We start from the raw sequence: 24,685 nt of genomic DNA on the forward strand, positions 1-24,685 counted from the left end.
CTTTCTATAAAAAAAGGGAAAAGCACACTGCTTTTCCCTTTTATAGTTTAAGTATTAGTTAGATGAGTCAATTAAAGTCACATCTGTGTACTCAATTACTTCATCGTCAATGTAAGTAATTGAAACACCATTTGTTACTTTAGTTGCTGTACCAAAGGTCATCATCATGCCATCGTACATAGCTTTAACATCGCCCATGTAACCAGCTGATTCAGTACCCGACATAGACAGCGTGTAACCCATTGCTGCGTCACCGTTAACTTTAATTTCAAGCATGGTCATGTCTTCATCACCACTGCTATCCACCTCAGACATAACGCTAAAGTCTAAGTCGCCAGACATACCTGCTAGTTCTAGCATAGCCATGTCTGTCTCTTCCATGCCGCTTAGGTTTAGAGTACCCATAAAGCCTGAGTCGCCGTCCATAATTTCAACACGATTCCACGCTTGAGCCATCGTAAGCTCAGCGTCATCAACGGTATCTGCACTCACATCACCGTCAAACGTAAATACTAAACACGAATCAATTTGTGTAGAGTCAGTAATTGTACCATCAGCAAATGCTTGACACTCTTCAAGTGCATCTGCGGCTACATCACCTGTAACAAGCTCAACAGTAGCATCGTTTTCGATATTTAGCATGCCGCCCCAAGCTACAACAAGTTGATCATCTTGGTACGCTGCTGACGCTGTAATTTCGCTACCGGTCGTCGCATTAGTAAGCATTAGCGTTAAATCATCTAAGCTGTATTCGTATGCCCATTCAGGATGCGTTGTTGAAGTCCCTTCACCAGAGTTACCCATATCGGCAAGCTCTTCAAATACATCAAATAACACTTCGGCTGTGTTGTAAAGTGCATCACCACCGGTACTTGTTAATACTGTCATTGTAGAAAGGGATTCTGATGTGTCTTTAACAGATGCCGTTGCAACCGCAAGCTCTGCTTCTGCTTGAAGGCTAAGCGCAGTTACAAGTTGCTCGTTTGCAAGTTCAGCCTGTATTACAGCAGCTTCTGCCATCATTTCTGCAGCATCAACTAAATCAGCGGCTTCAGCCATATCAGCTTCAGTCACTGCTGCGTCTGCATATTCAGTTGCAGCTTCTAGTGCTTGTTCAATCGCAAGCTCAAGCGCATCTACAGCAGCAGAAAAATCAGATGCAGCAGTTACCGCAGCATCAACTAAAGTAACCGTTGCTTGTGCATCGTCACCCGAGTCAACAGCAGCTTGCGCATCAGCAAGTGCGCTTGTTGAAGCAGCTTCTGCAGTATTAGCAGCGGTTTTCTTTTCATTTGCTACATCTGCAGTATTTAGAGCAATTTCTTTAGTGGCTTCTACTTCAATCTCGTACTCAGTAATAGCAGCTTCTGCATCAAGCACTAACTGTGCAATTGCTGCATCGTATGTAATTACGTTTTCTGCTTCTTCTAAAGCAGAATCTTGTAAATCAGTTGCAGAATCAAGTATGCTTTGATAATCAGAGCTTTGCTCTACAAGTAAAGTGGCGGTGCTAACATAGTCTTGTGCTTTTGCGTATAAAACATTTACTAGTGTTGATAAACTGGCTGCTTCAGCCTCATTTTCAAGTGCTGCGACAGCATTAGCAAATTCAATCGCAGAAGCTGCGTCTGACACTGCATCTCTCATCTTTTGAATATCAGCAAGCATTTCTTCAGCAGTATCTATCGCTTCTTGAAGTTCAGTAAGTTCGCTAGAAGATGTGTTGATTTGCGCTGATAACGCAACCGCTAAATCTGCAAAAAAGTCATCGCCTGCAACACACTCATCACCAGAACAACCCAGCTCATCTAGCACTGTTTGTACAACAGTAGCAATTTCTGCCAGCTCTGCATCAGTTGCTGCGCCATTTTTAACTGCATTATCTTTTGCTTCTTTTGCTTTAGCAGCAATACCCGCAGAATTTTGTGCGAAAGCAGCAATATCTTCAGCTGACGCATCTGGGTTATTTGCTAAATAGGCTGCCTCTAATGCCGCTTTAATAGCACCTTCATCACCCGTTGCAATAGCCACGAATACGCTTGCAGTGCTAGAAACAGCTGTTTGTAAGGTTGCTGCAATGTCGCTGGTACTTAAAGTGCCTGCTGCAATACCGGCTTTAATGCTTGCTATAGCATCAGAAATTGATGGTAAACCTTGAACCGAAGATGACAGCTGCGCAATCATCAACACGCCTTGCGAAAGACTTTCTTCACCGTCTACATCACTTAAATCTACTGCACCACCATTTGATAAGTCACCAATAAGCGCTGATAATAATACCGCTGCATCTGGTCCTAAAACTTGGATCACTGTGTTTAAGCTTGTTGATGCAATAGCATCAGCGTCAACTTCACCTTCGGCTTCAAGTAGAGCTTGAGCAACCAATGTAGTCAAAAAAGTTACGTTAGCTTTAAACGATCGTGCTACGTTTTCATCGCCAGCTGCGCCGCTCGCACCTGATGTGTTAGCTTCTGCTGGAGTAACGTATTTAACAACAGAAAGCTCTAGGTCGGTTTTGTACCATTCACCAAACTCAATGTTAGTATCGCCATCGTTTACGTCATCTGCTTCTGGCGCATCATCGTAAGTTCCACAACCAACGTAAGCATCACAACGTAAGAAGCTATCATCGCCTTCTTCAGCAGTAGTCACTGTAATATATACAGGGCCTGTAAAGTCATCTTCAAGGTAAATGCTGTAGCTACCATTATCGCCGGTTACTAGCGCATCTGGGTTACCTGCTATTTTACTAGCTTCTACTGCCGCATCTGCCGCATCTTGAGAAGTTGCTTCGCCGGTAAACGTTTCAGCTTCTGCTGATGCTTCTAATCTAAATGCAACTGGAACACTTTGCCCTGTTTCATCAAGTGTCATCACGCTAACAACGGCACCTTTCATGGCTCCTTTAACAGCTTTACCTGTTATTTCTACGTTAAATTGAGCGTCATCAGATGAAGTAACAGATTCAACTGGAGGAACGTAAGTGTTTCTGTCGTTGTCTGAACCACAACCCGCTAAACCTAGGGTAAGTGCAACAGATGCTGCAATTGGGGTAATTTTATTCATACGCTGTGCCATTTATTTCTCCTTGATAGCCTGCAATGAGTATCAGAAATTATTTTATAAAATATACGCGTGAAAGTTTACAAAAAAACATAAACAGACACACAATAACAACCTTTGTTACTTATTAATTAAAGTAACATTAAGTAATGAGTTTTTGCTACATTTTTATGCGCTATAAGTATAAGTTTTTAACTAAATATAAACGACGCTTCTTCATAGGCTTTACTATTTTTCAATAGGATATGTTAAAACCATTAAGAAGCATCGCTCTGGCGTACCATATATCCACTATATTAAGTGAATATTACATTTAATTTAGTTTGTTAATAATATTCTTCAAGTAATTGCGACAGATACGCTAAAAAAAACGCCCGCTAAGGCCAATATAATGAAAAAGGATGGGGTTTGGTGGTATTTTGAAATGAAATATATAAACAGAATGTTTATTTAGCTTTGTATTAAAACTAAACGTTGAACAGTCATTAACGAGCAATATGCGCCGTTAATGACTCAATATAAAACGTTAAAATCAGCTTATTGCAAAGCCCTAACTACGCCCTCCATAAGCACACGAGCACTGCGGCTCATACTTGCTTTGGTAACTTGCCAAACACCAGCTACTTTTTTAGCTTCTGCGCCTACTTTTAGCGTGCCAGAGGGGTGGCCAAAGTTAACTTCGTTCAATGTCCCGCCACCTGCGGCCACATTAACAAGCGTACCTTCAATAGCGGCGGCTGCGCCAATAGCGACTGCGGCTGTGCCCATCATAGCGTGATGAAGCTTGCCCATAGACATAGCACGTACCAATAAATCAATTGTTGTAGCTTCAATAAACTTACCACTTGACGCGTTGTAATCTAATGGCGCTGCCACAAAGGCTACTTTAGGTGTGTGTTGGCGTGTTTGCGCTTCGTTAATATTAGCTATTAAACCCATTTTTACTGCGCCATAGGCACGAATAGTTTCAAGCTTTTTAAGTGCGTCAGTATCGTTATTAATATCGCTTTGCAACTCAGTGCCACTATAGCCAATATCCGCGGCATTAATAAATACAGTAGGAATACCCGCGTTTATCATAGTGGCTTTTAAAGTACCAACACCTGGTACTTCTAAGTCATCCACTACATTGCCTGTTGGAAATAACGCGCCATCACCGTCGGCTGGGTCTAAAAACTCTAGCTTTACCTCGGCGGCAGCAAAGGTCACTCCATCAAGTTCAAAATCGCCAGTTTCTTGCACTTCGCCATTGGTAATAGGCACATGAACCAAAATGCTTTTTTTAATATTAGCCTGCCATACTCGCACCACGGCTACACCGTTATCGGGTACTGTGCTTTTATCAACTAAGCCGTTCGTTATAGCAAACGCACCTACTGCGCTGGTTAAATTACCGCAATTGCCGCTCCAATCTATAAAGGGTTTATCTATTGCCACTTGGCCAAATAAATAATCCACATCGTGGTTAGGTTGCTCGCTTTTATTTAAAATAACCGTTTTACTAGTACTTGATGTTGCTCCGCCCATGCCATCGGTTTGTTTGCCATATGGGTCGGGGCTACCAATTATGCGTAACAGTAAATTGTCGCGCGCCTCACCTGCCACTTGGGCAGGTTTGGGTAAGTCGGTTAACTTAAAAAATACACCTTTACTGGTGCCGCCGCGCATATAAGTTGCTGGTACTTTAATTTGTGGTTTAAACATAATGCACGCCCCTTATGCTGATTGCGTAGCTTCTAAAAAGTCTTGCGCAAAGCGCTGTAATACACCACCAGCGGCATAAATAGAAAGTTCTTCTTGGGTATCCAATCTGCATTTCATAGGTACTGTTAGAACCTCACCGTTTTTACGTGTAATCACTAAATTAAGCGTTGCACCTGGTGTTGGCTCGCCTTTTACATCAAAGCTTTCGCTGCCATCAATGTTAAGCGTTTTACGGGTAGTGCCTGGTTTAAATTCAAGCGGTAATACCCCCATACCAATTAAGTTAGTACGGTGAATACGCTCAAAGCCCTCTGCAGCTATAACCTCAACGCCTGCAAGCCTTACCCCTTTTGCAGCCCAATCACGCGATGAGCCTTGCCCATAATCGGCACCGGCTACAATAATTAGTGGTTGTTTACGCTGCATATAAGCTTCGATTGCTTCCCACATACGTGTGTTAGTACCTTGTGGCTCTAATCGTGCGTATGAACCTTGTTTAACTTCACCGTTTTCATCACGCACCATTTCGTTTAACAATTTAGGGTTTGCAAATGTAGCGCGCTGCGCTGTTAAGTGATCGCCTCGGTGCGTTGCGTACGAGTTAAAATCCTCTTCAGGAACATTCATTTTAGTTAAGTATTCACCCGCAGCACTACTTGCCATAATAGCGTTTGAAGGCGATAAATGATCCGTTGTAATGTTATCGCCAAGTACAGCAAGAGCGCGCATGCCGGTCATGGTTCGCTCACCTGCAAGGGCGCCTTCCCAGTATGGCGGGCGGCGAATATAGGTACTTTGCTCGCGCCAATTGTATAGCGGGTCGTTGTCTTCACCGTAATCTACGGTTAAATCGAACATAGGTTCGTACACTTTTTTAAATTGCTCTGGCTTTACGCTTTGTTTTATTACTTCATCTATTTCTTCATCGCTTGGCCATAAATCTTTTAGCGTTATGTCGTTACCATTTTGATCTTTCCCTAGTACACCTTTTTCAATATCAAAACGAATAGTGCCGGCGATAGCGTACGCCACCACTAATGGCGGTGACGCTAAAAACGCTTGTTTAGCATACGGATGTATACGCCCATCAAAGTTACGGTTGCCCGAGAGTACCGCTGTTGCGTATAAGTCGCGATCTATCACTTCTTGTTGAATTACAGGGTCAAGCGCGCCACTCATGCCGTTACAGGTAGTACAGGCAAAACCCACAATACCAAAGCCAAGTTTTTCAAGTTCAGGGAGTAATTTTGCTTCTTCTAGGTATGATTGCACCGCTTTTGAACCCGGTGCTAAGGATGTTTTAACCCAGGGTTTACGCATTAACCCTTTGGCATTTGCATTACGCGCAAGTAAGCCGGCAGCAATTACGTTGCGCGGATTACTGGTGTTAGTACAACTGGTAATAGCGGCAATAATACAGGCGCCATCTGGCATTAAGCCTTCTTCGTTTTCAACAACGCCAGATATACCTTCTTTTGCTAAATCGCTCGTGGATACACGACGATGTGGGTTTGAAGGCCCAGCAATATTGCGTCCAACGCTCGATAAATCAAATTTAAGCACGCGCTCATATTTTGCGGTTTTTAAACTATCGCTCCAAAGGCCAGCCGTTTTAGCGTAGTTTTCTACAAGTGCTATTTGCTCTTCATCACGCCCTGTTAAACGCAAATAATCGATTGTTTTATCGTCTATATAAAACATGGCTGCAGTGGCACCAAATTCTGGTGTCATGTTTGAAATAGTTGCTCTGTCGCCAAGGGTGAGTGCATCAGCGCCTTCGCCGTAAAATTCTAAATAGGTCGAAACCACACGCTGAGCGCGTAAAAATTCGGTAATAGCCAGCACTATGTCGGTTGCGGTAATCCCAGGCTGGCGAGTGCCTGTAAGCTCAACTCCTACTATATCAGGCAGGCGCATGTACGAGGCGCGGCCAAGCATTACGCTTTCGGCTTCAAGCCCACCAACACCTACAGCAATTACACCAAGTGCATCAACATGCGGTGTGTGGCTGTCGGTACCAACTAAGGTATCGGGGAATGCAATGCCATCGCGGTTTTGAATAACAGGCGACATTTTTTCAAGGTTAATTTGATGCATAATGCCGTTACCAGGCGGAATAACATCAATATTTTTAAAGGCGGTTTTAGTCCAGTTTATAAAATGAAAACGGTCGTCGTTGCGTCTATCTTCTATTGCACGGTTTTTTTCAAATGCTTCAGGGTCAAAGCCTGCGTGCTCAACCGCTAATGAGTGATCAACAATTAGCTGTGTAGGCACAACCGGATTCACTTTTGCTGGATCACCACCTTTTGCGGCTATTGCGTCGCGCAGGCCTGCTAAATCAACCAAGGCAGTTTGCCCTAAAATATCGTGGCACACCACCCGCGCCGGATACCACGGAAAGTCTAAATCTTGCTTACGCTCAATAAGCTGATTAAGCGCATCGGTTAGCATATCAGGCTCACAGCGGCGCACTAAGTTTTCGGCAAGTACGCGTGATGTGTAAGGCAATGTGGCATAAGCACCAGGCTTTATTGCATCAACGGCTTCTTGCGTATCGTAGTAATCCACATTTGAGCCGGACAATGGTTTTCGGTATTGGGTGTTATTAATTATGGTCATAATATCTGTTCGCTAATAGGTGACGGGAGATAAAAGGCAAGAGGTGAGCGTATTGCTCACCCTATACCAATCCGCTTAATTAAGTATTGTTACGGATTGGTATTATGTGTAACTAATTAGCCTCTTGATTCAATTGGCGTGTAGCTGCGCGCCTCTGGTCCTGTGTAATCTGCACTTGGGCGAATAATACGGTTATTAGCACGCTGCTCTTTAACATGTGCAGTCCAGCCGGTAACCCGGCTCATCACAAATATTGGCGTAAATAACTTAGTTGGGATCCCCATAAAGTGATACGCCGATGCATGGAAAAAATCAGCATTACAAAACAGTTTTTTCTCGCGCCACATAACTTCTTCACACCTAACCGACACTGGGTAAAGCACATCATCGCCCACCTCATTAGCTAGTTTTTCAGAGAACTTTTTAATGATAACGTTACGTGGGTCTGACTCACGGTAAATAGCGTGGCCAAAGCCCATTATTTTATCTTTGCGCTCTAGCATACCCATAATTTCTTGCTCGGCGTGCTCTGCACTTGTAAAACCCTGAATCATATCCATAGCGGCTTCGTTTGCACCACCATGCAGTGGCCCACGTAGCGTACCAATAGCACCCGTTACACAAGAATGAATATCAGAAAGCGTTGATGCACACACACGCCCAGTAAATGTAGAGGCATTAAATTCATGCTCTGCGTATAAAATTAGCGACACATTCATTACTTGCGCAAAAAGCTCACTCGGTGCTTTGTCGTGTAATAGGGTTAAAAAGTGCGCGCCCACTGAGTCGTCATCAGTTTGTGTTTCAATACGTACGCCATCGTGAGTAAAGCGGTACCAGTAACAAATAATACTTGGGAACACTGCAACCATGCGGTCAATCGCATCGTTTGCTTGGCTAAAATCAAGCTCCATTTCTAGGTTACCCAGCATTGAGCAACCGGTACGCATAACATCCATTGGATGCGCGTCTTTAGGAATATTTTCAAGCACGGTTTTTAGTGCATCTGGCAGGCCGCGTAAGCTTTTTAATTTAGCTTTATACTCGGCTAGTTCATTGGCTGTTGGTAACTCGCCGCGTGAAAGTAAAAAAGACACTTCCTCAAACTGTGCTTTTTCGGCAAGTTCGCTAATATCGTACCCACAATACGTTAAACCTGAGCCTGTTTGCCCTACTGTACATAATGCGGTTTGCCCTGCAACTTGCCCGCGTAAACCTGCTCCGCCTAATGCTTTATCTACCATGATCTTCTCCTATCTAAATTTGTGTGTGTTATCTATTTTAATAGTTATTATTTGTCAGATTTTGATGAAAAAAGGTTATCGAGTGTGTTTTCGTATGTGTGGTAATCTAAAAATTCGTAAAGCTCAGCGCGTGTTTGCATGTTCTCAATTTCGCTTTGCTGCGAGCCTTCATTTAAAATGGCAGAGTACACATTAAGCGCGGCTTTATTCATTGCCCTAAAGGCACTAAGTGGATAAAGCACCATTTCAACACCTACCTCACTTAACTGCTCTTTGATGTAAATAGGCGTTTGGCCAAACTCTGTAATATTAGCTAAAATTGGTACATTAATCGCCTTTGCAAATGCTTGGTAATCGGCAAGGTCGTGCACGGCTTCTGCAAAAATAGCGTCTGCGCCCGCTTCAACACACGCAGCTGCACGGTCAATCGCCGCGCTTAAACCCTCTTTTTGAAACGCATCGGTACGCGCCATAATGTAAAAATCACTATCGGTTTTTGCATCAACTGCGGCTTTAATGCGGTCAACCATTTCACCTTGGCTTACAATTTCTTTATTAGGGCGATGACCGCAACGCTTTTGTGCCACTTGGTCTTCAATATGAAAACCCGCTGCCCCTGCTTTGGTCATTTCTTTAACGGTACGCGCAATATTAAACGCCCCGCCCCAGCCTGTATCGGCATCTACCAGTAGTGGTAAATCGCTGGCACCAGTAATACGGCGAATATCTTCAAGTACATTATCAAGGCTGGTCATGCCTAAATCGGGCATACCAAAAGAGGCATTTGCCACACCTGCACCTGAGAGATAAATAGCTTGGTGACCCATTTTTTCAGCCATCATGGCTGTGTAGGCATTAATAGTACCTACTACCTGCAATGGGCGGTTATTAGCAATGGCCTGTTTAAATTTTAATCCTGCTGACATTATTTTCTCCTCACTTTGAACGGTTGCTACATGGAGTAACTTATATTTTTAATCTGACATTGTGACTGTTTAACTGTTACTAGCTTTTAGAAGTTTTTGTTTATGACAAATACCAATCTGTATGTGTATGAGGTCTATTTAACGCTAAGAAAATCGTTCTGTAACTAGGCAATAATTTTTATGTTTAGTGGTTCTAAATAAAAAATTCTTAACGACGTTATAGAGCGATTTAATCAGTTAAATTGTTCGAATACTCATATTGATTGGTATACATCAAATTTGGTTTGAATATTTGCTTGCGATGCACTGATATGTCGTTTCATCAGCATTTCGGCAAGTTCACCATCGTGGTTTTCTATCGCGTTAATAATGGCTAAGTGCTCGTCAAACGCTTTTGATACACGCGGGCCTACCATGCCCATTTGTACACGGTACATACGTATTAATTGGTAAAGCTCGTTACATAACAAATGGATTAAATGGGCGTTTTTGCTGCCTTTAATAATGCGATAATGAAAGTCTAAATCGCCTGCTTCTTGATAGTACGACTCACCCTCTTTAACACGCTGAGTTTGCAAATGCTGATTAAGTAATTGCTTTAAGCCTTGAACTTCGTCAGCTGCCATATTGTCGGCAGCAAGCCTACATGCTAAGCCTTCAAGCGAACTGCGTACTTGGTACACTTCAATTAAACGCTCTGCGGTTAGCGCCACTACTCGGCAACCTACATTGGCTTTACGCTCCACTAAGTAACAGCTTTCTAAGCGATTAAGTGCTTCTCTAAGCGTCGCACGGCTTACACCGTAGCGCTTTGCAAGCTCAGGCTCCGATATTTTGCTGCCCTGCTGTATGCTGCCTTCTACTATTTCACGGCGCATATCAACAAACACTTGATCAGATGCTGTAGTAATAGGTGTATCGTTTAAAAAAGGTTGCGTCATGGCTTTATAAATAAATTGTCGACAATTGATGGGTTAACTATGTGCTTAATAAAAAAACATGTCAACCCCACCTAGGGTGAAAATAAGTAAAAAACACACTTATTGTCGACACTGTTAATCTAAAGTCGTATAAAATTGCTTTAAAATTAAACTAAAAACACAATGTGTCGACACACCAATAAATTATAAAGCCGCTATTTAACACTGAAATAGTGCGTTAAAAGTGCTAATATCGCGCTTTATTTTTTAATGTACGAGCCAACGCGTGAACGCCAACACTTTTATTCCTGAGCATTTTATTGACGACGTAAAAACCTATTTACCTGCGCACCTCAATTTAGACGACTTTATAAACGCGTGCCGTCGCCCTCTCAGAAAATCTATTCGTGTAAATACATTAAAAATTAGCGTTGCTGAATTTAAACACCGTGCAGAGCAAAAAAACTGGCAACTTACGCCTATACCTTGGTGCAATGAAGGTTTTTGGCTAGAACGCCCAAGCGATGAAGAGCAAAACTTAGCATTAGGCAATACCGACTTACATTTAAGCGGCGCCATGTACGTGCAAGAGGCAAGCTCAATGCTGCCACCTATGGCACTAAAACAAAGTATTGAAAACTCAGATTTACAAGATAGTTACGTACTTGATATGGCATCAGCGCCTGGCTCTAAAACTTCGCAACTTGCCGCAATAATGAATAACCAAGGCGTACTTGTTGCCAACGAGCTTTCGTCATCACGCTTAAAAGTCCTTAGCGCTACGCTTAAACGTATGGGCGTTGGTAACTGTGCGCTTTCGCATTTTGATGGCGTCATATTCGGTAACTATATGTTTGAATGCTTTGATAGCATTTTGCTTGATGCACCCTGCTCTGGCGAAGGTACCGTACGTAAAGATGCCGATGCACTTAAAAACTGGTCAATAGAATCAAATATAGAAATTGCTCAAGTTCAAAAGGATTTAATTAAAAGCGCTTTTTACGCATTAAAACCAGGCGGTACGCTGGTGTATTCAACCTGCACGCTTACCCCGCTCGAAAACCAACAAGTATGCGACTACCTACTGAATGAATTTGGCGACTACATTGAGCCGCAATCGCTAAGTGATTTATTCGAAGGGGCAGAAAAAGCCACAACCGCCGAGGGCTATTTACATGTGTGGCCGCAAACATTCGACAGTGAAGGTTTTTTTATCGCTAAGTTTAAAAAACTCGCAAGCAGCAATAACCCAACCCAAAGTGTTAAAAAAGGTGCGTTTCCGTTTAACGAGTTTGATAAAAAACAAACCAGTTCTTTTATGAGCGAGCTTAAAAAACAGTTTGGCTTAAAAACACTGCCAGGTAAGTTAATGCAGCGCGATAAAGAACTGTGGTTATTCCCTGATGGGTTTGAAGCCGTGCAAAACAAAATAAAATACGCACGTTTAGGTATTCAACTAGGTATTATTCATAAAAACGGAGTAAGGCTAACTCACGAGTTTGCTACCGTGTTTGGGAATGAATGCAAAAGCAATACGTATGCTTTAACAAACGAGCAAGCAAACGACTACTTTAATGGTAAAGATATACGCCTAGAAGACGTTACAAAAGCCAGCGGCGAAGTAGTACTAACCTTATGTGGCTGCCCGATAGGACTGGGTAAATGGCAAAAGAATAAGATCAAAAACTCTTTGCCACGCGATCTGGTGCAAAATACTCAGTTAATAAGCTGGGCATAAAGCACTCAACACAAAGGGCAGCCTGTGCACAATATTATTAAGTCTTTGTTATTATTTACGGTTAATAAATGAATAAAATTTAGAGTTTTGCAAATTAGTTAACTACAATTACAGGTACTTTCTTCTTCTCCCTAAGAATTTCGAAAGTGTATTTAGTTAGCGCAAGGCTCAACTAAGAGCCATTTGTAGCCCAGAGCTGATAGTGGCTCTGGGCGTTTTACTGCTCTTCTAAATCAAACTCCGTGGTGTGGCCGTCGCCGTGGATGAGTTGGTAGCGGGATAGGTCGCCGTTATCTAACGTTACTAGGCTTATTGCGGAGTCGCTTACTAGGTACTTTTGGCCTTCACCTTTGGTTTGGTGTTTATCTACTTCCATATGCCAGCGTTTGGTGAAAAAGTTAAGCGGGCTTTTGGGGCCGTATAATATTGAGTCGAGCTTATCGAGTACATTAATTAGCTTGCGCGGAAATTCATTTTTAATACCACTGGCGGTGAGCTGCCATATTCTATTTGGGTGATCGCCAAAGCGTTTTTGCACCGAAAAACAAAAAGAATAATGCACATCACCCGATAAAATAAGCGTTTCATTGGGTGTGTCTGTACGCCTAAAGGTATCAAGCAGTTTTTTGGCCGAGCCTTCGTGTGCCATCCAGTTTTCTACATCAACCATAAGCGGCTGGCCGCACATATTAAACGCCGCCTGTATTGCTTCTATTGATTTAACACCAAACACTGGCGCTGGCGATACAATAATTACTTTGCTGTGGCTCAGCAGGCTTTCTTCAAGCTCTGTTAAGCGCTCCCAATCAAGTAAGCCTGAGGGTTCATTAAAGTTACTTTCGTTACGCCAGCGGTGCGTGCGGGTATCAAGCACAACTACTTTAGGCGTGGTGGTAAGCTCATAATGCCAATAGTTAAATTCGTTCAGAGGCTTATCAAAGGCTTTAAACTGCCAAATATTATTGGCGCTACGGCTTTGTTTAAAATCATCTATAAGCGCGCCGGTTTTATGTAGCGCGTCGTTGCCCAGCCCTTGAAATAGCCAATAGCTTATTAGCCCATTATTAATGATGCGTTTACTACTTGGGTTTTGATTTATAGCTTGCTCCCACCCTGCTGTTAGGTTCCAATCATCGGTAACATCGTGATCGTCAAACATCATCAAGGTAGATACATTAGCAAATAAACGCTCTACGCTGTTTAAGCCTTTTGCGTAGTCAATTAACGCCTTTTTTTCTGCGTTAAAAATGGTGTTATTTTTTTCATTGCCTTGTGTGTAATGGCTATTTTTAATATCAACGCATTGCCACGCGGCGGCACTAAAGTTGAGTAAATACAGCGCTATAAATTCTTCAAAGTGAATTAAGTGATTATACGCTTTTACGCTAGAAAAATGAGGCTCGTCTTTTTTTAGCCAGTACCCAACGCCCAATTTTGAACGTTTTTGCCATGGCGTTTTAGGTAAGTAATGATGGCGGTTAAAAAGCTGCTCATTTATATCTGCTGGTAAATTGAGCTCAAGCGGTTGCTCTTTATAAAGTCCTAATGCATCTATTAGCTGATGAATAGCCAGTAGCATAGGGCCAGCAACATCATCGGCGTAAACTTGGTCTCCGCTAAGGAGTAAAAGCTGTGCGCCCTGCAGTTTATTACTGCGCTGGGTATTTTGCCATTCACTTGCTGATACTAAGCTGTCTTTTGCTGGGTGATGGGCGTTGCGACACGAGCCATGTAAAATATGCGTAAGCTTATTGGCAATTGCAAACGAAGGCGCCGTTTGCCCTTCAAAGCACCAAGGAGTTAAGTCAATTTTTTGCTCGTTAATATACAGGGTATACGCTAATAACGTGTCGAGCGGAAACTGGCTATCAACGGGTTTTATAATTATAAAATGCAGGTAAAGGTATTTACCTAATGCAATGCTTTGCTGCTCGCTGTAGCTTTGTTGGTTTTCAAGTGTGATTTGGCAATTGCCAGGGCGTGAAGTAGCAAACTGTATACATATACCACTTTGCTCAGCTCGGCGCACCATAGGCCCCATTAATAAAAGTGGGAGTTGCGCCGATTGAGTAGTCATGTGTTAGCCTTTCGCTGCTAATTTAAAAAGTGAATAAAAGTTATCAGTCGTTGCTTTTGCAAGCTCGTTAAAGCTTATGCCTTTAAGCTCACTAATATAGTAGCCAACATCTTCTACATACGCAGGCTGATTTGTTTTTCCACGGTACGGCACAGGTGCTAAATAAGGCGAGTCTGTTTCGATGAGTAATCTATCGAGTGGGATTTGTTTTACAACTTCCTTAAGCTCTACGGCATTTTTAAAGGTAACAATGCCTGAAATAGAGATATAAAACCCCATATCAATCGCTTTTTTGGCCATATCCCAATCTTCGGTAAAACAATGCAGTACGCCACCGCAGTTTTCTGCTTTGTGCTCATGCATTAAATTAATGGTATCGGCTCTGGCATCACGGGTATGAATAATTAGTGGCTTTTGTAATTCGTTTGCTACTTCAATATGGCCAACAAAACTGGCTTGTTGTACTGCGTGCGTGTCTTTTGAATAATAGTAATCTAGGCCTGTTTCGCCAATCGCGACTACTTTTTCATGCGACGCTAAATCAATGAGTTGCTGTTTATTAAGAGCATCTTTTTGATCAAGCGGATGCACGCCACACGATGCCGATACATCGTCGTAATGTTTAATTTTTTCAAGCATGCTTGGGAATTGATCAAGCGTTACACTTACACATAAAAAATGCTCTACTTGCTTTGCGCGGGCGTTATCGAGTACTTGATCTAGGTTTAAATCTAATTTGTCAAAATCAAGACGATCTAAATGGCAATGAGAATCTACAATCACTATACGGCCTGTATGGTTTTGGGTGTTAAATTATACTAACCTGCAAAAATACTTAGTTATACCAATTTGCAATAATACCTAATCATTTTACGGAGCTAAACGTGTGTGTCGCTGCCTGCGTTAAACAATGCTTATTTACGACTGCATGGATGCAGAGCAATGCAGGAGCAATTGCCGAGCACAACTAAATAGCGAATTTTTTACCTAGCTATCAACACGTTTTTCCAGCCTCAAAGTAAATCACTTAAGTAAGCGAATGGGTATTAAACGAATTGATATAAGCAAGTTAGTATTGCAGTTAACGAGAGCTAAGCGCTCGCTAACCGGCTGCTTTATGCATATCACTATTAAGCAAATGCGTTTAAAACTACATGGTATATGTAGGATTACCAGAGTTTAACATAGTGCCTAATAGCTTTTCGATTTTAGCGTTTAAATTTGTTTTATCATCTAAAAAGCTAATGCCTATACCTGGTGGGTTAGAGCTTTGTGCGCCTTGTGGTGTGATCCAGGCAACTTTACCCGTTACCACGTCATCTTCTAGCGCATCAGGTAAAGTCACTCTAAGCGCTAAAGAGTAGCCGATTTCGTAACGCATATTGGTACGTACAAATAGGCCGCCTTTTTTTAAATAAGGCATGTAGCAGCGATAAAGTTCGTCAAGGTTATCTACATCAACTAAAAGCTCTTGCATATGTATTCCTATTAAATGTTACGCAGGGCGTGCGCTAAACGCGACACTGCTAGAGGTAAATTTAGCCCGAGTACCTCTGTGCTATTTTGTAAAAATTCATTCAACGCTTGCTGAGCACTTTGGTACGCGTCAAAACTTAAACCCATTATAAGCTGCTGTTTTAATTGCTCGCTTAAAAATAATGTAAAAATGCGTATTAGCTCAGGTTGTTTGTTTATAATATTTACAAGCGGACTAAAATTATGGCTTTGTTTAAACTCAGTTGCAAATTTATATAAAGTATCAATGTGTTGCAGCTGCTCTTGCGCTTGCCACTGTTTAATTAAAAGTGGTTGCGTATAAAATAAAGGCAGCCACACATAGTCACTAATATTTAAATCGGCTAACCAGGTTTTAGCCGCTTCTGAGTTTGCTACTTTAATGTCTGTTTTGGCACAGCGGCTTAAAATGGTGGCAGGTAACTGCGCAGTGTGGCTTGTGGTTAAAATTAAAAAACGGCTATTACTGGGCTCTTCTAAGGTTTTTAATAACGCGTTTGCTGCTGCCGTGGTCATTTTTTCGCAGTTTTCAATAATAGCCACTTTATTGCCATTTTGTGCAGCAGAGTGGTTCATAAAATCGCTTATTGCACGAATATCGTCAACACCAATGCTTTGCCCTTCAACTTGCGTTAGCCGTTTATCAGGGTGGTTACCCGCAAGTGTTAATGAGCAACTTTTACACTGCCCGCACGGGGCTAACTTGCTACCTTCGTTTTGCATGTGGGTATTAATATTTTGACATAATAAGCTATTAGCTAATTGCTCGCTTAGCCTAAACTTACCAACGCCTTTGGGCCCGCATAACAACTGCGCATGATGAAAACGCTGCGCTTTATAACTTTGCGCAAGCTGTTGCTCTACGTTATTAAGCCATGGCAATGCCATGTTATTTTAACCCTTCAAAAAAAGTGCGTAGTACATTGGTTATATCGCGGTGTACTTTATCAATACTTTGGTTGGCATCTACGGTTTTTATTGAGCTATCGTCATTTGCCAGCTCAACATAACGCATACGCGTACGCTGAAAAAACTCAATGGCTTCTTGCTCAATTCTATCAAGCTCTCCACGGCCTTTAGCACGCTCAAGGCCTATTACGGGGTCTATATCTAGGTAAATAGTTAAATCAGGTTTTAACCCTTTTAATACCATAGACGACAAAGACGATAACGTATTAGCGCTAATGCCGCGCCCGCCACCTTGATACGCTTGAGATGATAAATCGTGGCGATCTGCTAATACCCACTGCCCTTTATCAAGCGCCGGGTTAATTACATTATGCATAAGCTGCGAGCGAGCTGCGTACATAATAAGTAGTTCGGTTTCAAAGGCTATGTCTTCTTCATGTTCGGCTTTTACTAAAGTACGTAAAGACTCGGCAAGCGGTGTCCCACCTGGCTCGCGTACGTTAATAAAGTCTATTTGTTTTTTATTTAAAAAGTCTTGGCATAACGAAATAGCCGTTGATTTACCTGCGCCTTCAAGGCCTTCAATAACAATAAATTTTGGTTTCATATAAAGTTTAATTCGTTTTATTTAATATATACGTTTTAACTGCCGCGTTGTGTTGCTTTAACGTGGTTGAAAATTGATGACTGCCATCGCCCTTCGCCACAAAATAAACATACTGTGTTTTAGGCGGATTAAGCGCTGCTAAAATAGCCGCTTTTGAGGGCATGGCAATGGGTGTTGGCGGCAGCCCTTTAATGCGATACGTATTATAGGGTGTGTAATCGCGTAAATCTTTTCGTTTAATGTCACCATCAAAACTCTCTCCTAGGCCATATATTACGGTGGGATCGGTTTGTAGGCGCATATTTGCGTTTAATCTATTTATAAATACGGCGGCTATTAACGGGCGCTCACTGGCAAGGCCTGTTTCTTTTTCGATAATAGAGGCCATGATCAGTGCATCATATGCGTTTTTATACGGTAGGTTTTCTGCACGTTGTGGCCATGCTTGCTCAAGTGTTTGCTGCATTTTAACGGCTGCACGTTTTAATAAACTACTGGCAGTATCACCGCTGTGATAATGATACGTATCTGGAAACAGCCATCCTTCTAAATGGCTTTCTTCACCTACTATTTGCTGCGCCAGTTGCTCTGTATTTAAGTTATTAGTTAAATGCGGCGCACTACTAATGGCTGCTATCACTTCGCGTAAGTTTTGCCCTTCAATAATAGTAAAGCTAAAACTGATTTGCTCACCGTTGTTTATTTTTTTTATATTATCAATAACGCTTGTATTCGTTAGCTCGTACAAGCCGGCTTTTAAGTCGGTTAGTGTTGGGTCAAGCTTTGCAATTACTTGATAGCGCCAGCAGCTTTTTAACCAATTATTAGCTTGCCATTGTTTACATAGCTGGTTAAAGCCCATGCCTTTTTTAACTTCAAACTGGGTAGGCGTTGTTATATTTAGCGGGCTAGTTATTGTTGCTTGTAATTGCTGATACCCTACTAGCGTTGTAACTAAAGCTAACAATAATACCGATAAAATAACTTTTAACACTTAGCCTCCTTGGCTAATAATTCATTTAATAAACACATGCTTTGCTCAACATTAAATGTATGTTGTTCTATACGACTAACGGGCACAGCGCCCATTAAGCTATTACAAATAAATACAGCACTAGCTTGGGTTAATTCATTTAGGCTTACTTGCTTAAATTCAATCGCTAATTTATCACATAACGATTGCAGATAAACCCCTTTAATACCGCATTGCTCAAGGCTTGGCGTATATACCTTATTATCACAAATAGCAAAAATATTAGCTGCCGAGGCTTCAATCACATTGTTTTGATGATCGAGTACTAAAACATCGTCACATTGCTGTTTTGCCATGGCGTTTTTAATCAGCACTTGTTCTAGTCGGTTAAGTGTTTTTAAACCGGCTAATAAAGGTTGGGCTGTTAATTTTATTGGGCTTAGGGCTAAACTCACCCCTGTTTTTGCTAATGCTGGGTAGCTTTGTGGAAACCCTAACACGGTAATTAAAATGGTTAAATGGGTGTGTTGCGGCAATCCATAGCCTCGCCCACCTTCTCCGCGGGTGATCACTATTTTAAGCACATTTAATTGGCAGCCAGTAATCGCCTTTGCAATATGTTGCTCAAGCTCAGTAAAGTTAATAGCAGGAAACGCTAAGCGTTCTGCGCATTCTACCAAACGTGCTTTATGGTACTGCCAATGCTCTACCTGCCCAGCAATTACTTTGGCTGTGGTAAAAAAACCATCACCGTAGTTAAGGCCTCTATCGCGTGTATTAATCGCACTTGTATCATCGGTTGTTATTATTGTTTGCATATTGAATGGCTTGCATAAAAAAAGCCCAGTTAAACAACTGAGCTCTTATAATGTGGTTCGTTGTTAAAAAGGATTATACCTTTTTAAATAGCAACGAGCCATTAGTCCCACCAAAACCAAATGAGTTACACAATGCAAAGTCGAGTTTTGCATCACGTGCAGTGTGGGCTATGTAATCTAAGTCACAGCCTTCATCTGGGTTGTCTAGGTTAATGGTGGGCGATACTTTTTGATCGGCCAGCGATAAAATAGAAATAATAGACTCTACAGAACCCGCTGCACCTAATAGGTGTCCCATCATCGATTTAGACGAGCCTACCATTACATCTTGCGCTGCACTGCCAAAAATAGTTTTAACAGCTTGCGTTTCGGCTTTGTCGCCTGCATTAGTAGATGTACCGTGTGCGTTAATGTAACCAACTTGGTCTGCATTTACTTGTGCATCGTTTAATGCATTTTGCATAGCAAGTGCCGCACCTGCACCGTCTTCCGGTGGCGAGGTCATGTGATACGCATCACCGCTCATACCAAAGCCAACAAGCTCAGCATAAATTTTAGCGCCACGGGCTTTAGCGTGTTCATATTCTTCTACTACAACAACACCTGCACCATCAGATAGTACAAAACCATCGCGGTCTTTATCCCACGGACGCGACGCAGCTTGTGGGTCGTCGTTACGGGTAGAAAGCGCACGTGCAGCATTAAAGCCACCCATACCAATAGGTGTACAGGCTTTTTCTGCGCCACCGGCAACCATCGCATCGGCATCGCCGTAAGCAATCATACGCGCTGCATGGCCAATATTGTGCAGGCCTGTAGTACATGCCGTCACAATAGAAATATTAGGACCACGTAAACCATGCATCATTGATAAATGGCCCGAGATCATATTAATAATGGTTGATGGCACATAAAATGGAGAAAGCTTACGTGGGCCACTGTTAAGTAGCTTTATGTGGTTTTCTTCAATTAGGGTCAATCCACCAATGCCTGAGCCTACAGCAACACCAATACGTGTTGCGTTTTGTTCAGTAACTTCAAGACCTGAATCTTGTAAGGCTTGAACACCCGCTGCAATGCCGTACTGAATAAATAAGTCCATTTTTTTAGTATCTTTCGCTGACATGTATGCAGTTGCATCAAAGTCATTTATGAGTCCAGCGAATTTAGTACCAAATTTTGATGTATCAAAGTGGGTTATATTTTGTATACCACTTTTACCATCTAATAAGCCTTGCCAGGTAGATTGCACATCATTACCTAGCGGCGTCAACATTCCTAAGCCAGTTACGACGACTCGACGTTTAGCCACGGTTTGCCTCCAATAAGGGATATTTAAACCAATTGATTAAAATAGTATTATTTTAGTAAGCCGTTTAACTCACTAAGTTTAAATCTATTGGCATTACAAAGGGAATTCATACCCAAGCGACCTCAAAGTGCGAGTCTCAAATTCAACTAAAGATGTGCTATTACAAATGAATGCAGTAGAGAGTAAAAGCGGGTGAATTTGAATCATGAACTTTGAGGTGGTTTGGATATATAGATTAAAGGCAGCGAATGCTGCCTTTAATATGCGATTAATTACTCAGCGTGAGCTGATACGTAATCGATTGCAGATTGTACTGTAGTGATCTTTTCAGCTTCTTCATCTGGGATCTCAGTATCAAACTCTTCTTCAAGAGCCATAACTAGTTCAACAGTATCAAGAGAATCTGCACCTAGGTCGTCTACGAAAGAAGCTTCGTTTTTAACTTCTTCTTCTTTAACACCTAGCTGTTCGATGATAATTTTTTTTACGCGTTCTTGGATATCGCTCATTCTTCTTTCCTTTATTAAAAACGCCAATGCGTTATTTTCAGATTGCGGCGTAGTTTACGCCGCATAATTCTCTGATTCAATGATTTGACCATAAATAATTGTCTGGTCAAACCTCTGAGTGTTTGTTTTGTCTTTTATCGCTTATTTTCACAGCGATTTCAAGTATGTTTAAAGCAAGATCATAAAAATTTCAATGTTTTTGAGGTCACTTACTTAAGTTATTTTTAGCATTTACTTTTAACAATGGCGGTTAAACCATGTACATCGCGCCATTTACATGCAAAGTCTCGCCAGATACATACGCAGCCGCGTCAGATGCTAAATAACACACTGCCGCTGCTATTTCATCAGGCTGACCTAATCGACCTGCTGGTACATTAGCAAGGGTGGCCGCTTTTTGATCTTCTGTTAGCTCATCGGTCATATCAGTTTGAATAAAACCAGGGGCTACTACATTTACTGTAATGCCGCGTGATGCAACTTCGCGTGCAAGCGATTTAGAAAAGCCAATAACACCCGCTTTAGCTGCCGCGTAGTTAGCTTGGCCTGCATTACCCATAGTGCCCACAACTGAGCCAATATTAATAATACGGCCGTTCTTTTTCTTCATCATTGGGCGTAATACCGCTTTAGATAAACGGAAGATAGAGCTTAAGTTCGTGTCGATAATATCGTCCCACTCACCGTCTTTCATACGCATTAATAAATTATCACGGGTAATACCTGCGTTATTTACAAGTACGTCAACATCGCCTAAGTCGGCTTTTATTGCTGCTAATGTAGCCTCAATCGATGCAGGGTCGGTTACGTTTAAAGCATAACCCTTACCGTTATCACCTAAGTAATCGCTAATTTTAGCCGCGCCTGACTCACTCGTAGCAGTACCTGCTACTTTTGCGCCTTGCGCTACTAAAGTGTTTGCAATTGCTTTACCAATACCACGGCTTGCGCCAGTAATTAGGACAACTTTGCCCTCTAATGAAAATAAATTAGTCATTTTATATTCTCTTATTTTGCAGCGTCGATAGCAGCAGCGTCATTTACTGAGCCACATACCATTGCTTTATCAATTCGTTTTGCAAGTCCAGTTAATACTTTACCTGGGCCAAATTCGTAGCTTTGCGTAATGCCTTGAGCAACTAAAGCCTGTACTGTTTCTGTCCAACGAACTGGGCTGTATAGTTGACGTACCAATGCATCTTTAATTGCATCAGCCGAGCTTTGTGCTTTTACATCAACATTATTAATTACATCACACTTAGGTGTATTAAATGTTAAAGCGGCTAAATCGTTGGCAAGTTTTTCAGCCGCAGGTTTCATTAATTCACAATGTGAAGGCACGCTTACACTCAGTGGTAAGGCACGTTTTGCGCCGGCATCTTTACACGCTTGTGAAGCTCTATCAACAGCAGCTTTATGCCCTGCAATAACCACTTGCCCTGGTGAGTTATAATTTACCGGTGAAACAACCTCGCCTTGTGCAGACTCTTCACATGCTGTTTTTATTTGCTCATCGCCTAAACCAATAATGGCAGCCATAGAGCCTACGCCCGCCGGCACAGCTTTTAGCATGTATAAGCCACGCTTTTCAACAAGTTTTACCGCTTCACCTAGGCTAATAACCTCACTACATACCAATGCAGAGTATTCACCTAAGCTGTGACCAGCCATAACCACTTCCACATCTGGGTTTGCAGCTAACCAGTGGCGGTAAATTGCCACGCTTGCTGTTAATAAAGCAGGTTGAGTGCGGTGAGTTTGATTAAGTTCTTCTTCTGGGCCATTTAGTACAAGCGCTGCTAAATCGTAGCCAAGTGCGCTTGACGCTTCGCTAAAGGTTGCTTTTACAATGTCAGAGCTCTCTAGTAGCTCGCTTAACATGCCAACGCTTTGTGAGCCCTGACCAGGAAATAGAAGTGCAATTTTTTGTGCCATACTTTGCTCTTTTTAATTAAACAAAAATTTAGTGTAACTACGGCACCTAAACGTTATTCGGCCGCCGAGTTTTTAGAATGTGTTTTTTCGAAAATAGCGGCTATTTTATCTGGAAGTTGACGTTCAACCTCTTTTACCGCTTCATCGATTGCTGCTTGAAATGCTTTTGCTGATGCATTTCCATGGCTTTTAACGACAATACCGCGCAATCCTACCAGAGAAGCGCCGTTATACTGGTCGGGGTTCACCCGATTATAGAGTTTTTTTATGATAGGACTTAAAATAAACGCCATGCATTTGTAAATTAAGTGCTTTTCTAAGGCGCTTGTAAACTTTTTCATGATCAGTTTAGCAATGCCTTCGCAGGTTTTTAATGCGACGTTTCCGACAAACCCTTCACACACAATGACATCGGCTTTACCCGAAAAAATATCACTGCCTTCACTGTAACCCGTGTAATTAATATAAGGGCTTTGCTGCATAAGCTGCGCTGCTTGCTTTATGCCTTCATGGCCTTTTATGTCTTCAGAGCCAATATTAAGTAAACTCACTTTAGGGTTATCGCAGCCAAGAGCTTGGCCTGCTACTACCGAGCCCATAATGCCAAATTGATAAAGTATTTCTGAATCACAATGCACATTAGCGCCTAAATCAAGCAGATAAACTGGATTTTTTCGCTCTGTAGGAACGGCCGATATTAATGCAGGGCGTTTAACGCCAGGCAGCATTTTTAATACGTAATGAGCCATAAAAAATAAAGCGCCGGTGTTTCCCGAGCTTACACAGGCTTGTGCTTCACCCGATTTAACTAAATCAAGGGCAACACGCATAGAGGAGTCTTTTTTAGAACGCACAGCTAAAGCGGGTTCGCAGGCATTAGTGACAACTTCGCTGCAATGGCGAATAATTAAACGTGGGTGTGAAAGCGAATCGAGGGATTCTAATTGATTAGTAATTACTTGCTCGTTGCCACATAAAATGAGTGTTAAATTGGCATGAGCATTTACTGCGCAAACGGCAGCGGGGATAGATGAACGGGGGCCATAATCGCCCCCCATCATATCTAACGCTATGGTTAGATTAGTCAGCATAAAGCAATCTCTTAGTTAGAAATTACTTGAACGCCTTTGTAGTAACCGTCAGCAGTTACATGGTGACGACGATGAGTCTCACCTGAAGTTTGGTCAACTGTTAAAGTTGGACCGTTGATCGCATCGTGTGAACGGCGCATGCCGCGTCTTGCACGAGACTTTTTGCTTTTTTGTACAGCCATTAGTCTTCTCCTAAGAATCTTTCTTAAGTTGTTTCAAAATATCAAATGGATTTGGTTTATCATCTTCCGCCTTTAGTACACCAAAGCTAACAGGCTTTGATGAGTAATTGCACGAAGCTTCGTTGTGTGTAGGCACTAATGGCACTGCTAAAATTAGCTCGTCTTCGATTAACTCAAACACGTTAATTTCACCGTTTTCATCAAGCGCTACTTCATCGTAGACTTCAGGAAGATCATCTGACTCAGCATCCAAACCAACAGGCGAATACATAAAGTCTTGATCCAAATCCAACCCTAAATCATCATTACAACGCTGACAAGTTACAGTTACGTGTGTAGACAAATTGCCACTAATCACAACTAAACCTTGCTCATCGGTTTTGCACTGAATTTTTACCGCTATTTCACCTACTTCTTCCTGTACAACACCTCGTAAACGAGCAAGTTTTTCAAGCGGTACAATACCATCGTAAGTTAAACGGTGTTGCGCTGCTTTCCCAGGATGAAGAGTGATGGGAATTTTTACCTTTTGCATAGGGG

Annotated in this window: 21 protein-coding genes; 1 reads left to right on the top strand and 20 read right to left on the bottom strand. The window is 42.0% G+C overall.

All coding sequences use genetic code 11. The annotated features are described in order from the left end of the window. Positions 1–54: 54 nt before the first annotated feature. The 6 genes from PSI06_RS07310 to PSI06_RS07335 all read right to left on the bottom strand — a co-directional run bounded on the left by PSI06_RS07310 (position 55) and on the right by PSI06_RS07335 (position 10,500). Positions 55–3,078 (bottom strand): hypothetical protein, encoded by a 3,024-nt coding sequence (locus PSI06_RS07310; RefSeq protein ID WP_273603353.1) that lies wholly within the window; start codon positions 3,076–3,078, stop codon positions 55–57. Positions 3,079–3,600: 522 nt separating this feature from the next. Continuing rightward, on the bottom strand, positions 3,601–4,767 hold the full coding sequence (gene prpF / locus PSI06_RS07315) for a 2-methylaconitate cis-trans isomerase PrpF (RefSeq protein WP_273603354.1): 1,167 nt from the start codon (positions 4,765–4,767) through the stop codon (positions 3,601–3,603). Between the two features lie 12 nt (positions 4,768–4,779). Next, positions 4,780–7,389: a Fe/S-dependent 2-methylisocitrate dehydratase AcnD gene (gene acnD / locus PSI06_RS07320; protein ID WP_273603355.1), complete on the bottom strand. Its 2,610-nt coding sequence runs from the start codon at positions 7,387–7,389 to the stop codon at positions 4,780–4,782. A 116-nt stretch (positions 7,390–7,505) separates the two neighbouring features. Next, positions 7,506–8,633: a bifunctional 2-methylcitrate synthase/citrate synthase gene (gene prpC, locus PSI06_RS07325; protein ID WP_273603356.1), complete on the bottom strand. Its 1,128-nt coding sequence runs from the start codon at positions 8,631–8,633 to the stop codon at positions 7,506–7,508. Positions 8,634–8,680: 47 nt separating this feature from the next. Next, positions 8,681–9,559, bottom strand: a complete 879-nt coding sequence (gene prpB / locus PSI06_RS07330) for a methylisocitrate lyase (RefSeq protein WP_273603357.1) — start codon at positions 9,557–9,559, stop codon at positions 8,681–8,683. A 254-nt stretch (positions 9,560–9,813) separates the two neighbouring features. After that, positions 9,814–10,500 carry a GntR family transcriptional regulator gene (locus tag PSI06_RS07335; RefSeq protein WP_096739737.1) on the bottom strand — a complete coding sequence of 229 codons (687 nt, stop codon included), beginning with the start codon at positions 10,498–10,500 and terminating at the stop codon, positions 9,814–9,816. A gap of 265 nt (positions 10,501–10,765) precedes the next feature. Between PSI06_RS07335 and rsmF the strand changes: the two genes are divergently transcribed. After that, positions 10,766–12,217: a 16S rRNA (cytosine(1407)-C(5))-methyltransferase RsmF gene (gene rsmF, locus PSI06_RS07340; protein WP_273603358.1), complete on the top strand. Its 1,452-nt coding sequence runs from the start codon at positions 10,766–10,768 to the stop codon at positions 12,215–12,217. 217 nt (positions 12,218–12,434) lie between these two features. On the opposite strand, the gene PSI06_RS07345 is transcribed toward rsmF, so the two are convergent. The 14 genes from PSI06_RS07345 to yceD all read right to left on the bottom strand — a co-directional run bounded on the left by PSI06_RS07345 (position 12,435) and on the right by yceD (position 24,680). Continuing rightward, positions 12,435–14,294 (bottom strand): alkaline phosphatase D family protein, encoded by a 1,860-nt coding sequence (locus tag PSI06_RS07345; protein ID WP_273603359.1) that lies wholly within the window; start codon positions 14,292–14,294, stop codon positions 12,435–12,437. Positions 14,295–14,297: 3 nt separating this feature from the next. Continuing rightward, the gene (locus PSI06_RS07350; protein WP_273603360.1) at positions 14,298–15,077 is read right to left on the bottom strand and encodes a TatD family hydrolase; all 780 of its coding nucleotides are present in this window, start codon (positions 15,075–15,077) and stop codon (positions 14,298–14,300) included. Between the two features lie 367 nt (positions 15,078–15,444). Continuing rightward, positions 15,445–15,771, bottom strand: coding sequence for a PilZ domain-containing protein (locus PSI06_RS07355; RefSeq protein WP_004587696.1), 327 nt, complete (start codon positions 15,769–15,771; stop codon positions 15,445–15,447). A gap of 11 nt (positions 15,772–15,782) precedes the next feature. Continuing rightward, on the bottom strand, positions 15,783–16,697 hold the full coding sequence (locus PSI06_RS07360) for a DNA polymerase III subunit (RefSeq protein WP_273603361.1): 915 nt from the start codon (positions 16,695–16,697) through the stop codon (positions 15,783–15,785). A gap of 1 nt (position 16,698) precedes the next feature. Then, positions 16,699–17,325: a dTMP kinase gene (tmk, locus tag PSI06_RS07365; protein ID WP_004587694.1), complete on the bottom strand. Its 627-nt coding sequence runs from the start codon at positions 17,323–17,325 to the stop codon at positions 16,699–16,701. Positions 17,326–17,332: 7 nt separating this feature from the next. After that, positions 17,333–18,319 carry an endolytic transglycosylase MltG gene (mltG, locus tag PSI06_RS07370; protein WP_273603362.1) on the bottom strand — a complete coding sequence of 329 codons (987 nt, stop codon included), beginning with the start codon at positions 18,317–18,319 and terminating at the stop codon, positions 17,333–17,335. Then, positions 18,313–19,116, bottom strand: a complete 804-nt coding sequence (pabC, locus tag PSI06_RS07375) for an aminodeoxychorismate lyase (protein ID WP_273603363.1) — start codon at positions 19,114–19,116, stop codon at positions 18,313–18,315. The genes mltG and pabC overlap by 7 nt, the downstream gene beginning before the upstream one ends. 73 nt (positions 19,117–19,189) lie before the next feature. After that, the gene (fabF, locus tag PSI06_RS07380; protein WP_273603364.1) at positions 19,190–20,428 is read right to left on the bottom strand and encodes a beta-ketoacyl-ACP synthase II; all 1,239 of its coding nucleotides are present in this window, start codon (positions 20,426–20,428) and stop codon (positions 19,190–19,192) included. A 272-nt stretch (positions 20,429–20,700) separates the two neighbouring features. After that, complete coding sequence (gene acpP / locus PSI06_RS07385; RefSeq protein ID WP_004587690.1) at positions 20,701–20,937, bottom strand: acyl carrier protein; 237 nt, start codon at positions 20,935–20,937, stop codon at positions 20,701–20,703. Between the two features lie 250 nt (positions 20,938–21,187). Beyond that, entirely contained in the window at positions 21,188–21,934 is a 747-nt protein-coding gene (fabG, locus tag PSI06_RS07390; RefSeq protein ID WP_004587689.1) for a 3-oxoacyl-ACP reductase FabG, read from the bottom strand. Between the two features lie 11 nt (positions 21,935–21,945). Further along, a complete protein-coding gene (gene fabD, locus PSI06_RS07395; protein ID WP_273603365.1) occupies positions 21,946–22,872 on the bottom strand; it encodes an ACP S-malonyltransferase in 927 nt (308 codons plus the stop codon). Positions 22,873–22,925: 53 nt separating this feature from the next. Then, the gene (gene plsX, locus PSI06_RS07400; RefSeq protein WP_004587687.1) at positions 22,926–23,963 is read right to left on the bottom strand and encodes a phosphate acyltransferase PlsX; all 1,038 of its coding nucleotides are present in this window, start codon (positions 23,961–23,963) and stop codon (positions 22,926–22,928) included. Positions 23,964–23,974: 11 nt separating this feature from the next. Continuing rightward, the gene (gene rpmF, locus PSI06_RS07405) at positions 23,975–24,145 is read right to left on the bottom strand and encodes a 50S ribosomal protein L32 (RefSeq protein WP_004587686.1); all 171 of its coding nucleotides are present in this window, start codon (positions 24,143–24,145) and stop codon (positions 23,975–23,977) included. 10 nt (positions 24,146–24,155) lie between these two features. Beyond that, positions 24,156–24,680, bottom strand: a complete 525-nt coding sequence (yceD, locus tag PSI06_RS07410) for a 23S rRNA accumulation protein YceD (protein ID WP_273603366.1) — start codon at positions 24,678–24,680, stop codon at positions 24,156–24,158. Positions 24,681–24,685: the final 5 nt, after the last annotated feature.

The organism is Pseudoalteromonas sp. GABNS16E (assembly GCF_028598715.1).
GTDB lineage: Bacteria > Pseudomonadota > Gammaproteobacteria > Enterobacterales > Alteromonadaceae > Pseudoalteromonas > Pseudoalteromonas atlantica.